Source organism: Streptomyces sp. NPDC000348 (assembly GCF_042898795.1).
Taxonomy (GTDB): domain Bacteria; phylum Actinomycetota; class Actinomycetes; order Streptomycetales; family Streptomycetaceae; genus Streptomyces.
The window spans coordinates 51990-65177 of sequence record NZ_JBIAZD010000025.1; the positions used below are offsets into that span (position 1 = coordinate 51990).

The 13188-nt window shown below is 74.1% G+C and carries 12 protein-coding genes and 1 pseudogene; 9 read left to right on the forward strand and 4 right to left on the reverse strand.

Going from position 1 to position 13188, the window contains the following annotated elements; genetic code table 11:
- The first annotated feature begins 131 nt into the window (after positions 1-131).
- Complete coding sequence (locus ACFY3N_RS33100; protein ID WP_390820507.1) at positions 132-794, forward strand: DUF305 domain-containing protein; 663 nt, start codon at positions 132-134, stop codon at positions 792-794.
- Between the two features lie 36 nt (positions 795-830).
- Here the strand turns inward: ACFY3N_RS33100 and ACFY3N_RS33105 are convergent, their stop codons facing one another.
- On the reverse strand, positions 831-1298 hold the full coding sequence (locus tag ACFY3N_RS33105) for a DUF6214 family protein (RefSeq protein WP_390820508.1): 468 nt from the start codon (positions 1296-1298) through the stop codon (positions 831-833).
- Positions 1299-1497: 199 nt separating this feature from the next.
- On the opposite strand from ACFY3N_RS33105, the gene ACFY3N_RS33110 reads away from it, so the two are divergent.
- Positions 1498-2841, forward strand: coding sequence for an FAD-dependent oxidoreductase (locus ACFY3N_RS33110; RefSeq protein ID WP_390820509.1), 1344 nt, complete (start codon positions 1498-1500; stop codon positions 2839-2841).
- Positions 2842-2850: 9 nt separating this feature from the next.
- On the opposite strand, the gene ACFY3N_RS33115 is transcribed toward ACFY3N_RS33110, so the two are convergent.
- Positions 2851-3210: an ArsR/SmtB family transcription factor gene (locus ACFY3N_RS33115; RefSeq protein ID WP_390820510.1), complete on the reverse strand. Its 360-nt coding sequence runs from the start codon at positions 3208-3210 to the stop codon at positions 2851-2853.
- A gap of 124 nt (positions 3211-3334) precedes the next feature.
- Here ACFY3N_RS33115 and ACFY3N_RS33120 point away from each other — a divergent pair, with 124 nt between their 5' ends.
- Both ACFY3N_RS33120 and ACFY3N_RS33125 read left to right on the forward strand, forming a co-directional pair.
- A complete protein-coding gene (locus ACFY3N_RS33120) occupies positions 3335-4414 on the forward strand; it encodes an NADH:flavin oxidoreductase/NADH oxidase (RefSeq protein WP_390820511.1) in 1080 nt (359 codons plus the stop codon).
- 234 nt (positions 4415-4648) lie between these two features.
- Positions 4649-5446 carry a pectate lyase gene (locus tag ACFY3N_RS33125; RefSeq protein WP_390820512.1) on the forward strand — a complete coding sequence of 266 codons (798 nt, stop codon included), beginning with the start codon at positions 4649-4651 and terminating at the stop codon, positions 5444-5446.
- 73 nt (positions 5447-5519) lie between these two features.
- Here the strand turns inward: ACFY3N_RS33125 and ACFY3N_RS33130 are convergent, their stop codons facing one another.
- Positions 5520-6278, reverse strand: a complete 759-nt coding sequence (locus ACFY3N_RS33130) for a PaaX family transcriptional regulator C-terminal domain-containing protein (protein WP_390820513.1) — start codon at positions 6276-6278, stop codon at positions 5520-5522.
- A gap of 72 nt (positions 6279-6350) precedes the next feature.
- On the opposite strand from ACFY3N_RS33130, the gene ACFY3N_RS33135 reads away from it, so the two are divergent.
- From ACFY3N_RS33135 to ACFY3N_RS33155, 5 genes and pseudogenes are all read left to right on the forward strand, one after another.
- The gene (locus ACFY3N_RS33135) at positions 6351-8030 is read left to right on the forward strand and encodes an acyl-CoA dehydrogenase family protein (protein WP_390820514.1); all 1680 of its coding nucleotides are present in this window, start codon (positions 6351-6353) and stop codon (positions 8028-8030) included.
- 89 nt (positions 8031-8119) lie between these two features.
- Positions 8120-9275: pseudogene (locus ACFY3N_RS33140) on the forward strand (WD40/YVTN/BNR-like repeat-containing protein).
- Positions 9276-9357: 82 nt separating this feature from the next.
- Positions 9358-10035, forward strand: coding sequence for a uracil-DNA glycosylase (locus tag ACFY3N_RS33145; RefSeq protein WP_390820515.1), 678 nt, complete (start codon positions 9358-9360; stop codon positions 10033-10035).
- Positions 10032-11039, forward strand: coding sequence for an N-acetylglucosamine kinase (locus tag ACFY3N_RS33150; protein ID WP_390820516.1), 1008 nt, complete (start codon positions 10032-10034; stop codon positions 11037-11039). The genes ACFY3N_RS33145 and ACFY3N_RS33150 overlap by 4 nt, the downstream gene beginning before the upstream one ends.
- Positions 11040-11123: 84 nt before the next feature.
- Positions 11124-12047 (forward strand): sirohydrochlorin chelatase, encoded by a 924-nt coding sequence (locus ACFY3N_RS33155; RefSeq protein WP_390820517.1) that lies wholly within the window; start codon positions 11124-11126, stop codon positions 12045-12047.
- 71 nt (positions 12048-12118) lie between these two features.
- On the opposite strand, the gene ACFY3N_RS33160 is transcribed toward ACFY3N_RS33155, so the two are convergent.
- Complete coding sequence (locus tag ACFY3N_RS33160) at positions 12119-13159, reverse strand: lactonase family protein (protein ID WP_390820518.1); 1041 nt, start codon at positions 13157-13159, stop codon at positions 12119-12121.
- Positions 13160-13188 lie beyond the last annotated feature (29 nt).

Below are 13188 nucleotides of genomic sequence, written 5' to 3' on the forward strand. Positions count from 1 at the left end.
GACATGCACATACCAATAGGGGGCAACACACTTGCAATAAAGTTTTTTGATCACTGTCGCGCGGAAGCGTGCTAGGACGGTCGTCGGCACTCACGAGGTGTCTTGCAACCTGCCACCCACAGGAGGTCCTTGTGCACTACCGCCGTGCGTCACGCGTGTCCGTCGCCGCGGCCGGGCTGACCGCCCTGGCCGTACTCGGGCTCGTGGGCTGCGACTCCGGTACCGACGGGACCGGGTCGGCCGCCGGGAGCGGGCCTTCGGTCATCGCGCCGGGTGGGCCGGGGGAGGCCAACCGGACCCTGTCGGCCGAGGAGGCCCGACGGCAGCGCGTGGAGGACGACTCCCCCAACTCCGCGGACGTGTCCTACGCGCGGATGATGATCCAGCACCACGCGCAGGCCCTGGAGATGACCGGGCTGGTGCCGGACCGCGCCGGGTCGTCGAAGATCGTCAAGCTGGCCGAGCGCATCGCCGCCGCGCAGCAGCCGGAGATCGAGGCGATGAAGGGCTGGCTGAAGAGCCACGGCAGGGCGGAGCGGGACGACGGGCACGGGCACGACCACGCGACGATGCCCGGAATGGCCACACAGGCCCAGCTGAAGCAGTTGCGCGCGGCCGACGGCACGGCCTTCGACCAGCTCTTCCTCACCCTGATGATCACGCACCACCAGGGGGCGATCACCATGGCCACCGACCTGAAGGGACAGGGCAACAACATCCGGATGGAGGAGATGGCGGACGACGTGGTGGCCCAGCAGACCAGCGAGATCAACCGGATGCGCGACCTGATGTGACGGCGCGCGGGGCGGGCCGGGGGAACCGCGGGACGCTCAGCGCCGGACGTGCCGTGCGGGCAGCAGCCCCGCGTCACGCGTCCGGCCGATGAGCCTGAGCGCCCCGCGCCTGCTGTAGCCGGTCTCGTTCATCACGGCGAGGACCGGATCGGCTCCCCGCTCCTGCGCCGCGCGGTACGCCCGTGCCACGAGACCGTGCTCCGCCGGTCCCTTCGGCCGGGCGGGCCGCTCCCGGTGCGCGCCCGCACCGGCCTCGCCCCCGGGATCCGGCTCGGCCTCGGCGCCGCAGGCCCGGGCCAGCGGCCCCTCGATCCAGTCGGCGAACAGGGCGAGGTCCTCCAGGGCCAGCGCGGGCCGGGCCCGTACGTCCTCGACGCAGACCCACCCCTCGCACACCGTCGCCAGCGCGTCGATGCGGGCCCCGTCGCCGAAGTCCAGCCGCACGTGGAGCCACCGCGTCGCCCGCTCCCCCTCCCGTACCTCCCACGCGGGCCACACGGACACCGCGCCCTCCACCGGAGAGCGATCGGAAAGATGAAGAAAAGATGCCTCAAGCACGCACGCAACGTAACCGTGTGATCAGTTTCCCTCCATAGAACACGCACCCCGGGCGGCGGACGGCACCCTGTCAGCGGATCGCGGACGGTGCCATGCTGGAGACATCAGCGATCTCCCGTCGATCCCCCGGGTGAGGAGTCCCGCCGTGCTGCGTGTCGCCGTCATCGGTTCCGGGCCGAGCGGGTGCTACACCGCCCAGAGCCTCGTCCAGCAGGACGCCCGGGTGCGCGTGGACGTCCTGGACCGGCTGCCGTGTCCGTACGGCCTGGTCCGCTACGGCGTGGCACCGGACCACGAGAAGATCAAGTCCCTGCAGAGCACCCTCCGCGCGGTCCTGGAGCACGAGCGCGTGCGCTTCCTCGGCGGGGTGCCGGTCGGACCGGGCGGGGTGCCGGTCGCACGGCTGCGGGAGCTGTACCACGCGGTGGTGTACTGCGTGGGCGCCGCCGCGGACCGGCGGCTGGGCATCCCGGGCGAGGAACTGCCGGGCAGCTGGTCGGCGACGGAGTTCGTGTCCTGGTACAGCGCGCATCCGGACGCCGCCGACGGCGGTTTCCTGCGCGGGGTGCGGTCGGCGGTGGTCATCGGGGTGGGGAACGTCGCCGTGGACGTGACGCGCATGCTGGCCCGGGGCGCGACGGAGCTGCGCCCGACCGACATGCCGCACGCGGCCCTGACCGCGCTCGCGGCGAGCCGGGTGGACCGCATCCACATGGTGGGCCGGCGCGGCCCGTCCCAGGCCCGCTTCACCACCAAGGAGCTGCGCGAGCTGGGGACCCTGCCGGACACCGGGGTCGCCGTGGACCCGGCCGAGGCCGCGCGGGACCCGGCGTACACGGACCCGTCCGCGCTGCCCGCCCCGCAGCGCCGCAACGTGGAGGTGCTGCGCGGCTGGGCCGGGGCGCCGGTGCCGGGCGCCCGGCGGCTGATCCGTCTGCGCTTCTTCCTCCGTCCGGCCGAACTGATCGCCCGGGAGGGCGGGGTCGGCGCGGTGCGTTTCGAGCGGACGGTGCCGGACGGACGCGGTGGCGTCACGGGCACGGGGCGGTTCGAGGACATCGAGGCGCAGCTGGTGCTGCGCTCGGTGGGGTATCGCGGGGTGCCGCTGGAAGGGCTGCCGTTCGACGCGGCCGGCGGCACGGTCCCGCATCTCGCGGGGCGGGTGCTGCGGGAGGGCGCGGTCGCTCCGGGCGAGTACGTGGCGGGCTGGATCAAACGGGGCCCGACGGGCGTCATCGGCACGAACCGGCCCTGCGCGAAGGAGACGGTGACCTCCCTGCTGCGGGACGCGCCCTTCCTCACGGACCGCGAGCTGCCCGGCGACCCGCTGGCGGCGCTGCGGGCCGAGGGCGTCGAACCGGTCGGATGGACGGGCTGGCGGGCGATCGAACGCGCCGAGGCGGAACTGGGCGCCTCCCTGGGCCGGGGCGTCGTCAAACTCCCCGACTGGGAATCCCTGCTCGCGGCGGCGCGCACGGCCGTCCCGTGAGCGGACCGGTCAGGTCTCGGCGTGGCGGCCGGCCTGGCGGGCGGCCGCGGTGAGGAGGCAGTCGAGGAGGCCCGGGAAGAGGTCGTCCAGGTCGGCCCGGCGCAGGCCGTTCATCTTGGCGGTGCCCTCGTAGGCCTGCCGGATCAGGCCGCTCTCGCGCAGCACCCGGAAGTGGTGCGTGGTGGTGGACTTGGTGACCGGCAGGTCGAACTGCGAGCAGGTCAGCTCGACGCCCTTGGCGGCGAGTTCGCGGACGATGCGCAGCCGCATGGGGTCGGAGAGCGCGTGCAGCACGCCCTCCAGCCGGATCTCCTCGCGCGCCGGGTGCGGCAGGTCGCGGCTGCTGGGGACGGGGGAGGCGGTCGTCACGGCGGCTCACATTCGGTCCGGGAACCCCCATGGTACGAGGGCCATCGTATTTTGACATCCTCCGTACTACGATGTCTATCGTACGAGTCGCACCCGTCCCGGCCCCCGCCGAATGGAGCCCATCGTGAGCACGCTGTTCCAGCCGTACACCCTGCGCGACGTGACCATCCCCAACCGGGTGTGGATGCCTCCGATGTGCCAGTACTCGGCCGCGCCCGAGGGGCCCGGGGCCGGCGCGCCCGACGACTGGCACTTCGCGCACTACGCGGCCCGTGCGGCCGGCGGCACGGGACTGATCGTCGTGGAGGCCACCGCCGTGTCGCCGGAGGGCCGGATCTCGCCGTACGACCTCGGCATCTGGAACGACGCCCAGGTGGAGGCGTTCCGCCGGATCACCCGCTTCCTCGCGTCGCAGGGCACCGTCCCCGGCGTCCAGCTCGCGCACGCCGGACGCAAGGCGTCGACCGAGCGGCCCTGGAAGGGCGGCGCACCGGTCGGACCGGACGCCCACGGCTGGCAGCCGGTGGCTCCGAGCGCCGTCGCCTTCGACGAGCGGCACCCGGTGCCGGACCGGCTGTCCGTCGACCGGATCGGTGAGATCGTCGAACAGTTCCGCGCCGCCGCGCGCCGTGCGCTCGCCGCCGGGTTCGAGATCGCCGAGATCCACGGCGCCCACGGCTACCTGATCAACGAGTTCCTGTCCCCACACTCCAACCACCGCACCGACGCCTACGGCGGCTCGTACGAGAACCGGACGCGGTTCGCGCTCGAGGTGGTCGACGCCGTGCGCGAGGAGTGGCCGGACGACAAGCCGCTGTTCTTCCGGATTTCGGCCACGGAGTGGCTGGAGGGGGCCGGCTGGACCCCGGACGACACCGTCCGCTTCGCCTCCGAACTGCACGCCCACGGCATCGACCTGCTCGACGTCTCCACCGGCGGCAACGCCTCCGGCGTCCGCATCCCGGCCGGGCCCGGCTACCAGGTCCCCTTCGCCGCGCGGGTGCGCGAGGAGACGCCGATGCCGGTCGCCGCCGTGGGGCTGATCACCGACGCCGAGCAGGCGGAGAAGATCGTGGCCAACGGCGAGGCGGACGCGGTGTTCCTCGGCCGCGAGCTGCTCCGCAACCCCTCGTGGGCCCGGCACGCGGCCCGTGAACTGGGCGGCGAGGTCCATGTGCCGGACCAGTACCACCGCTCGGTCTGAGTCCGTTCGCCGCCGCGCCGGCGGCCCGGGGCGCCCCTCGCGCCCCGGGTCGCCGGCGTCGGCCTTTCCTGGCCGAATGTGATGCGCGCGAGACGTTGACTAGAAAGCGCTTGCCCCATACCTTCCGTTCAACGGAGTGACCCGCTCACGTCAATCGGTCGGGTCCTCTGCGCACCACCTCGAACGTCGTTCACATACATGGCTCACACCCCCACACACGACAGAAGGAACGACATGACTTCCGCGAAACGACCACGCGCCCGCGCGCTGACGGGCGCACTCGCCACCCTGGGCCTCTCGGTTGGCATGGCCATGACCACCGGCACGTCCCCGGCGAGCGCCGCCACCTGGCCGACCGCGAACGGCAGCCAGGGCGTCTCCTCCACCATCGCCGTGTCCGGCACCAAGGACTACGGGATGAAGCGCCTGTACGGCACCGGCGACCTGGGCTCCGGCAGCCAGGACGAGGACCAGGGCCCGATCCTGGAACTGGCGAACGGCGCGGTCCTGAAGAACGTCATCCTGGGCGCCCCCGCGGCCGACGGCATCCACTGCAAGGGCTCCTGCACGCTGCAGAACGTCTGGTGGGAGGACGTCGGCGAGGACGCCGCCACGTTCAAGGGCACGTCGTCCGGGTCGGTCTACACCGTCAGCGGCGGCGGCGCCAAGGAAGCCAGCGACAAGGTGTTCCAGTTCAACGGGGCCGGAACCCTGAACGTGTCGAACTTCGCGGTCCAGAACTTCGGCACCTTCGTGCGCTCCTGCGGCAACTGCTCCACGCAGTACAAGCGGACGATCAACCTCAACACCATCGAGGTGACCTGGAAGGGCAGCAGGCTCGCCGGCATCAACACCAACTACGGCGACAGCGCGACCCTGCGGAACATCACGATCATCGGGGACAGCAGCAAGAAGATCGTCCCCTGCCAGAAGTACATCGGCAACGACGACGGCGACGAGCCGAGCAGCAACGGCTCGGGCCCCGACAGCACGTACTGCAAGTACGCGTCGTCCGACATCACCTACCGGTAGGCCCCCCACGGGCATCGGCCGTACGAGGCGTCCCGCGCGGCGCCCCGTACGGCCGACCGGCCCCCGCGCGCCTTCACGCGCCGTCCACGCGGGAACGCACCTCCCCGGCCAGCTCCCGCCGGTACCCGGCGTAGGCGGACCGCAGCGCGTCGCCCGGCCAGTCGGCGGGCAGCAGGCCGGGGGGCAGGACGGGATCGGCGAGCAGATGGCGCACCACGGCGGCGAACGCGGCGAGCCGCTCGGCGGGGCGGGTGGCACGGTCGACGTGGCCGAGGAGCGCGCGGGCCGCGCCGGACCAGGCGTCCAGCGGCCACAGACGCGCCGCGAGCTCGCGGGCGGGCCGGCCGGGGCGGGCCGTGCAGCACTCGGCCACCTCGTCGAGTGCCGCGGGCAGGCGGCGCTCCAGATTGGCGGGACGCAGCCACACCCCCTCACGCAGTTCGGCGAGCCGGAGCACGGCCAGCCGGGTGCGCAGGTCCGCGCGTTCGGCGGGCCCCCTGCCGGTCGCGGTGACCACCACCAGCTCCCAGTCGCCGTCCCACGCGCGCGTGCGCGGCTCGACGGACTCGTCCTGGCGGCGCCGGCGTTCGAGCAGCCGGTCGCTGAGGCGGTAGCCGGCGTCCGTGCGCCGCAGGTCACCGGCGGCGACCATTCGGCTGAGCGCCGCGCGGAGCGTCGACCCGCCGACGTCGAAGCCCTCCAGGAGCCGCCCGAGCTCCCTCGCCGACAGCTCCGGCGGGTGCGCACCGAGCAGCAGGCTCAGCACGACCGACCGCGCGGACAGCGGGCGCGGCCGGGGGGCGTCCGGTACCGCCGGGTCGTTCCTCCGCATGGGTCCGTACTCTACGGCGCCGATCGCGTTGCGCGATTGCTGCGACTGCATGGAAAGTGCAACACTCACGTCATGGCCACCCCACTCGCGGACGAGCCGCGGCAGGACTCCGGCGCGCACGGCGGCGCCACGCACGACGTCACCAATCAGCCACCTCCGCTGACCCCCTACGACGCCTCCGACGACACCGCCCTGCTGGAGGGCCTGCGGCGGGAGGGCGCCGGCTGGGCCGAGGAGGAGCTGCGCCGGCTCGGCAGGCGGGCCGGCAGCGCGCAGGTGCAGGAGTGGAGCGATCAGGCCAACCGCCACGAGCCCGAACTGCGCACCCACGACCGGTACGGGCACCGCGTCGACGAGGTGGAGTTCCACCCGAGCTGGCACCACCTGATGCGCGCGGCCGTCGCCGAGGGGCTGGCCGCCGCGCCCTGGGCCGACGACCGTCCCGGCGCCCATGTCGTCCGCACCGCCAAGGGACTGGTGTGGGGGCACACCGAGGCGGGGCACGGCTGCCCGACGTCCATGACGTACGCGGCCGTTCCGGCGCTGCGGCGGCAGCCTGAGCTGGCGAAGGCGTACGAGCCGGGGCTGACCGGCAGGGAGTACGAGCCGGGGCTGCGCGCGCCGGCCGGGAAGCGCGGACTGCTGGCCGGCATGGGGATGACCGAGAAGCAGGGCGGCTCCGACGTCCGGACGAACACCACGTCGGCCGCTCCGTCCGCCGAGCCGGGCGTGTACACCCTGCGCGGGCACAAGTGGTTCACGTCGGCGCCGATGTGCGACGTGTTCCTGGTCCTGGCGCAGGCCCCGGGCGGTCTGTCGTGCTTCCTGGTGCCACGCGTGCTGCCCGACGGCACGCGCAACCCGTTCCGCATCCAGCGGCTGAAGGAGAAACTGGGCAACCGCTCCAACGCCTCCTGCGAGCCCGAGTTCGACGGGACGGTGGCCTGGCTGGTCGGCCCCGAGGGGCAGGGCGTGAAAACCATCGTCGAGATGGTCAACTGCACCCGGCTGGACTGCGTGATGATGTCGGCGGCGCTGATGCGCAAGACGCTCGTGGAGGCGGGGCACCATGTGCGCCACCGCAGCGCGTTCGGGGCGCGGCTGGTGGACCAGCCGCTGATGCGCAATGTCCTGGCCGATCTGGCCCTGGAGTCCGAGGCCGCCACGGCCCTCACCCTGCGCCTGGCCGGAGCGGCCGACCGCGCGGTGCGCGGGGACGCCGGGGAGGCCGCGTTCCGCCGGATCGCGACCGCGGCCGGCAAGTACTGGGTCACCAAGCGGGGTCCGGCCTTCACCGCCGAGGCCCTGGAGTGCCTGGGCGGCAACGGTTACGTCGAGGAGTCGGGCATGCCCCGGCACTACCGCGAGGCCCCGCTGCTGTCGGTCTGGGAGGGTTCGGGGAACGTCAACGCGCTCGACGTGCTGCGGGCGCTCGGCCGGGACCCGGCCACCGCGCAGGCGTTCTTCGACGAGCTCGCCCTGACCCGCGGGGCGGACGCCCGGCTGGACGCGGCCGTGGCCGGGCTGAAGGACCGGCTGGCCGAGGGGTCGCAGGCGGGCGCCCGGCGGCTGGTGGAGCGGATGGCCCTGACCCTCCAGGGCTCCCTCCTCGTCCGGCACGCCCCGCCCGCGGTCGCCGACGCCTTCTGCGCGACCCGGCTGGGCGGCGACTGGGGGCACGCCTTCGGCACGCTGCCCGCGGCGGCCGGGGTGGACGCGGTCCTCGGCCGCGCGCTGCCGGACGGCTGCTGACCCGCCGGCGGGTCACCGCGCACGGTCCTCCCCGTACGCGACGGCACCGGGCCCGGCCTGCGACGAAGCCGGTCCGGGGGTGACTGTCAGTGGTGGGGTGCAGACTGGCCGGTGTCCTGGAACGAGGACGTCGACGAAGACGTCGCGGAGGTGGTCGGCATGACCGAGGTACTGCTCGCCGTGGGCACCCGCAAGGGCCTGTTCATCGGCCGTCGGCGAGGTGGCTCCTGGGCGTTCGACGAGAATCCCCACTTCAACGCGCAGGCCGTGTACTCGGTCGCCGTCGACACCCGCGGCGGGAGCCCGCGGCTGCTGGCCGGCGGGGACAGCGCGCACTGGGGCCCGTCGGTGTTCCACTCCGACGACCTGGGGCGCAGCTGGACCGAACCGGCCCGGCCCGCCGTCAAGTTCCCCAAGGACACCGGGGCCTCGCTGGAGCGGGTCTGGCAGTTGCACCCGTCCGAGGCCGAACCGGACGTGGTGTACGCGGGGACGGAACCGGCCGCGCTGTACCGCTCGGAGGACCGCGGGGAGACCTTCGAGCTGGTCCGGCCGCTGTGGGAGCACCCCACGCGTGCGAAGTGGGTGCCGGGCGGCGGCGGTGAGGGACTGCACACGGTGCTGACCGACGCCCGTGACCCGCGGGCCGTGACGGTGGCCGTCTCCGCCGCGGGCGTGTTCCGCACCCTGGACGGCGGCGCGAGCTGGTCTCCGTCCAACTCGGGGGTGTCCGCGGTGTTCCTGCCGGACCCGAACCCGGAGTTCGGGCAGTGCGTGCACAAGGTCGCCCGGGACGCGGCCGACCCGGACCGGCTGTACCTGCAGAACCACTGGGGGGTCTACCGCAGCGACGACGCGGGCGGGAGCTGGACGGACATCGGCGAGGGCCTGCCGTCGACGTTCGGCTTCGCGGTCGTGGCGCACCCCCACCGCGGCGGCACGGCGTACGTGTTCCCGATCAACGCCGACTCCGACCGGGTACCGGCCGGCCGGCGCTGCCGGGTCTACCGGACCACGGACGCGGGCGGGAGCTGGGAGCCGCTCACGGCGGGACTGCCGCGGGAGGACCACTACGGCACGGTGCTGCGCGACGCGATGTGTCACGACGGAGCGGACCCGGCGGGCGTCTACTTCGGCAACCGCAACGGCGAGGTGTACGCGTCCGCCGACGACGGCGACGGCTGGCGGCGGTTGGCGTCGCATCTGCCGGACGTGCTGTGCGTACGGGCGGCGGTCGTCGCATGAGCCCCATGAGCCGTACGAGGATCCCGTCCGGTCCCGGCCAGGGGTTGATCCCCGCGGCCGTCGCGGCAGTAGGGTGACGCCCGTGGCACCACGACCCTTGAATGAAATCGTCGAAGCGGGCTGGGCGAAGGCCCTGGAGCCGGTGGCCGAACGGGTCGCCGGAATGGGGGACTTCCTGCGCGCGGAGATCGCCGCGGGACGCACCTACCTTCCGGCCGGAGCGAACGTCCTGCGGGCCTTCCAGCAGCCCTTCGACGAGGTACGCGTCCTGATCGTCGGGCAGGACCCGTACCCCACCCCGGGGCACGCGGTGGGACTGTCGTTCTCGGTCGCGCCCGAGGTGCGGCCGCTGCCGGGCAGCCTCATCAACATCTTCCGGGAGCTGAACACCGACCTGGGGCTGCCCCAGCCGTCGAGCGGTGATCTCACGCCGTGGACCCGGCAGGGCGTACTGCTGCTCAACAGGGCGCTGACGACGGCCCCGCGCAAGCCGGGCGCCCACCGCGGCAAGGGCTGGGAGGAGGTCACCGAGCAGGCGATACGGGCGCTGGCCGGCCGGGGCAAGCCCCTGGTCTCCATCCTGTGGGGGCGGGACGCCCGCAACTGCCGTCCGCTGCTGGGCGATCTGCCCGCGGTGGAGTCGGCCCATCCGTCACCGATGTCGGCCGACCGCGGCTTCTTCGGCTCCCGCCCGTTCAGCCGGGCCAACGACCTGCTGATCCGTCAGGGCGGCCAACCGGTGGACTGGCGCCTGCCGTGACCGGGCCCGGTTTCCTCGCCGTGGACTCCGGGGGCTCCGGTCTGCGGGTGGCCGTCGGAGCCGGCGGACACGGTGCGCCGGCGCGGGCCGCTTCGGGGGAACCGGTACGGACCGGTGAGCGGGGCATCGACCCGGGGCACTTCATGGAGCGGCTGGTGCCGATGGCGCGGGCCCTGTGTGCCGAGGCCGGGATCGAGCGGCTGGAGGTGGCCGTCGTCGGGGCGGCCGGGCTGGCCGGCCTGGGGGACGCGCTGCGCGCGGAGCTGCCGGGCGCGCTCCGTCGTGAGCTGGGCGTACGGCGGGCGGCGCTGGCCGCGGACGCCGTCACCGCGTACGTCGGTGCGCTCGGGCCGCGGCCCGGTGCGGTGATCGCCGCCGGTACGGGCCTGATCGCGATCGGCACCGACCTGACCGGCTGGCGCCGGGCGGACGGCTGGGGGCACCTGCTCGGCGACTGCGGCGGCGGTGCCTGGATCGGACGGGCGGGACTGGAGGCGGCGCTGCGCGCGCACGACGGGCGGCGGGGCGGCTCCGCGCGGCTGCTGGCGAGCGCCGAGGACCTGTTCGGTCCGGCGGCCGGACTGCCCGGGCGGCTGTATCCGCGGACCGACCGGCCGGCCGTGCTCGCCTCCTTCGCGCCCCGGGTGGGCGAGTGCGCGGCCGGCGGCGACCCCGTCGCCGTGGGGGTGCTGCGGGCCGCGGCCCGGCACATGGCCGACTCCGCCGCGGCCGTGTGCCCGGCGGCGGACGCACCGGTGGTCGGTCTCACCGGAGGCCTGTTCCGGATGGGTGCCGCGCTGCTCGACCCCCTGGACGAGGAGCTGGCCGAGCGGCTGCCGGGGGCGCGGCGGATCGCGGCCGAAGGGGACCCCCTGCACGGGGCGGTCCGCATCGCGGAGGACCTCATCGCCGGCTCGTTCACCCTTCCGGAGGACGAGAAGATGCTGTACATGACGAGCCCGGCAGGTGGGGAGGTCACCTCCGCGGCCGACGTCCGTACATGACTCATCAGACAAAACCGGACGGATACCGCTCACCTGCACCCTCCCCGAACAGGGGAGCCCGGGAAACCACTAACATGCGGCAGCATGAGCACCCCCACTGGGCCCGCGTCCGGCCTGCCCGTACGAATGCCGCGCCCCCGCCAGCCCGGACGGCACCGCCGTCCCGAACCCCTGGTGGCTCCCGAGGGCGCGCCCGCGCTCGTCCTCGCCGTGCCGGGTACGCCCAGTAGTGCCACCCGCTCACTCGCCGAAGAGGTCGTGAGCATCGCCCGTTCCGAGCTGCCCGGCCTGGACGCCCGGATCGGCTACCTCGACGGCGACAACGAGGAATTCCCGACGCTGCGGTCCGTCCTCACGTACGCGGCCGAGGAGCGCACCGCCCGCTTCGAGCAGGCCCGCGCCGCCGGCATGGACGTCAAGGAGCCCGACGGCCCCGTCGCCGTCGTCGTGCCGCTGCTCGCCGGTCCGGACGGCTCGCTGCTGCGCCAGGTCCGCCAGGCCGTGATGGACAGCCGGGTCGCCGCCGAGCTGACCGATGTGCTGGGCCCGCACCCGCTGCTCGCCGAGGCGCTGCACGTGCGGCTCTCCGAGGCCGGTCTGGCCCGCGCCGACCGTGCCCGCCTGTTCACCGTGGCGACCGCGGCGGACGGCATCATCCTGGCCTCCGTGGGCGGTGACGAGGCCGTGCAGGCGGCCGGGATCACCGGCATGCTGCTCGCCGCGCGCCTCGCCGTGCCGGTGATGGCGGCGGCCCTGGACCAGGAGGGTTCCATCTCCTCCGTGGCCGAGCAGCTGCGGGATTCCGGTTCGCAGCAGCTGGCGCTCGCGCCGTACCTGATCGGCCCGGAGATCGACGCGAGCCTGATCGAGGAGGCCGCGAAGGAGGCGGGCTGCTCCGCCGCCGAGGCGCTCGGCCCGTACCCGGCGATCGGCAAGCTGGCGCTGGCCAAGTACACGACCGCGCTGGGCATCGCCCCGCAGCAGGCGCAGAGCACCCCGGCCCACTGACCCGGCCGGCTCGCGCAGGACGCCGAAAGGGCCCGTTCCGGTTCACGGAGCGGGCCCTTCGTCGTCCCCCTTCAGGCTCCCGGCCGGCCGGTGACCACGCAGGAGGCCGCGGTCACCGGGACGGAGCCGGCGCGCCGCGGCACTCCCGTGTCCGGGTCGAGCGCGAACCAGGTCACGTCCCCGGAGCGCTCGTTGGCGACGTACAGGACGCCGTCGGACTCGGTGATCGCGCGGGGCCAGTGACCGCCGCAGGGGACCGTGGTGAGCGGGGTCAGCATCGTGCCCTCCCCCTCGGCCGCGAACACCGACAGGACGTCCTCGCCTCGGGTGGCGGTCCACACGAAGCGGCCGTCGGGGGAGACGGCCACCCCGGACGGATAGGCGTCGCCGGCCGGGGCGCCGGGCAGGACCGGGATCTCGGCGAGCGGCCCGAGCGTGCCGTCGGCGGCGTCCCAGCGGCAGACCACCAGGGTGGGGCTGAGCTCGTTGAGGACGTACGCGCACGACCCGTCCGGGTGGAAGGCCAGGTGCCGCGGGCCCGAGCCCGGGCGCAGGGCGATCTCCCGGTGCGGTGCGAGCACGCCGCCGGCCAGGGTGCAGACCCGCACCGAGTCCGTGCCGAGGTCGACACCGACCACCCAGCGGCCGCTCGGGTCGGGCTGCACCTGGTGGGGGTGCGGGCCCCGCTGGCGCTGCGGATGGGGACCCGAGCCGCTGTGCCGGAACACCCCGGACACCGGCGCGAGGCCCCCGTCCGGGCGGACGGGGACGGCGCTGACGCTGCCGGAGCCGTAGTTCGCGGTGAGGACGTGTCCGGCGAAGAGGCTGAGGTGGGTCGGTCCGCCGCCGTCCACCCGCACCCGGCGCCCGGCGGGCTGCGGCCCGTCCGCGGTCACGCGGAACGCGGCCACGGCGCCCTCGGCCGTCTCGCTGACCGCGTACAGCATGCGGCCGTCGGGCGACAGGGCCAGGCAGGAGGGGTCGGGTACGGCGTTCACGGTGCTCAGGACGGTCAGTGCGCCGCTGCCGGGGGCGATGGCCGCGGTGACGATGCCCGGCCCTCCCGCCGCCGTGAACGACCCGATGAACGCCCGCCGCCCGCCGTCCGCCACGACTGTCCCCTCTCACCCGATGCCGACCG

What these genes read in the sequence shown, in the direction of transcription:
- ACFY3N_RS33125 (WP_390820512.1), top strand. Translation starts at nt 4,649, where the DNA reads ATGACTTCCGCGAAACGACCACGCGCCCGCGCGCTGACGGGCGCACTC.
- ACFY3N_RS33130 (WP_390820513.1), bottom strand. Translation starts at nt 6,278, where the DNA reads ATGCGGAGGAACGACCCGGCGGTACCGGACGCCCCCCGGCCGCGCCCG.
- ACFY3N_RS33135 (WP_390820514.1), top strand. Translation starts at nt 6,351, where the DNA reads ATGGCCACCCCACTCGCGGACGAGCCGCGGCAGGACTCCGGCGCGCAC.
- ACFY3N_RS33155 (WP_390820517.1), top strand. Translation starts at nt 11,124, where the DNA reads ATGAGCACCCCCACTGGGCCCGCGTCCGGCCTGCCCGTACGAATGCCG.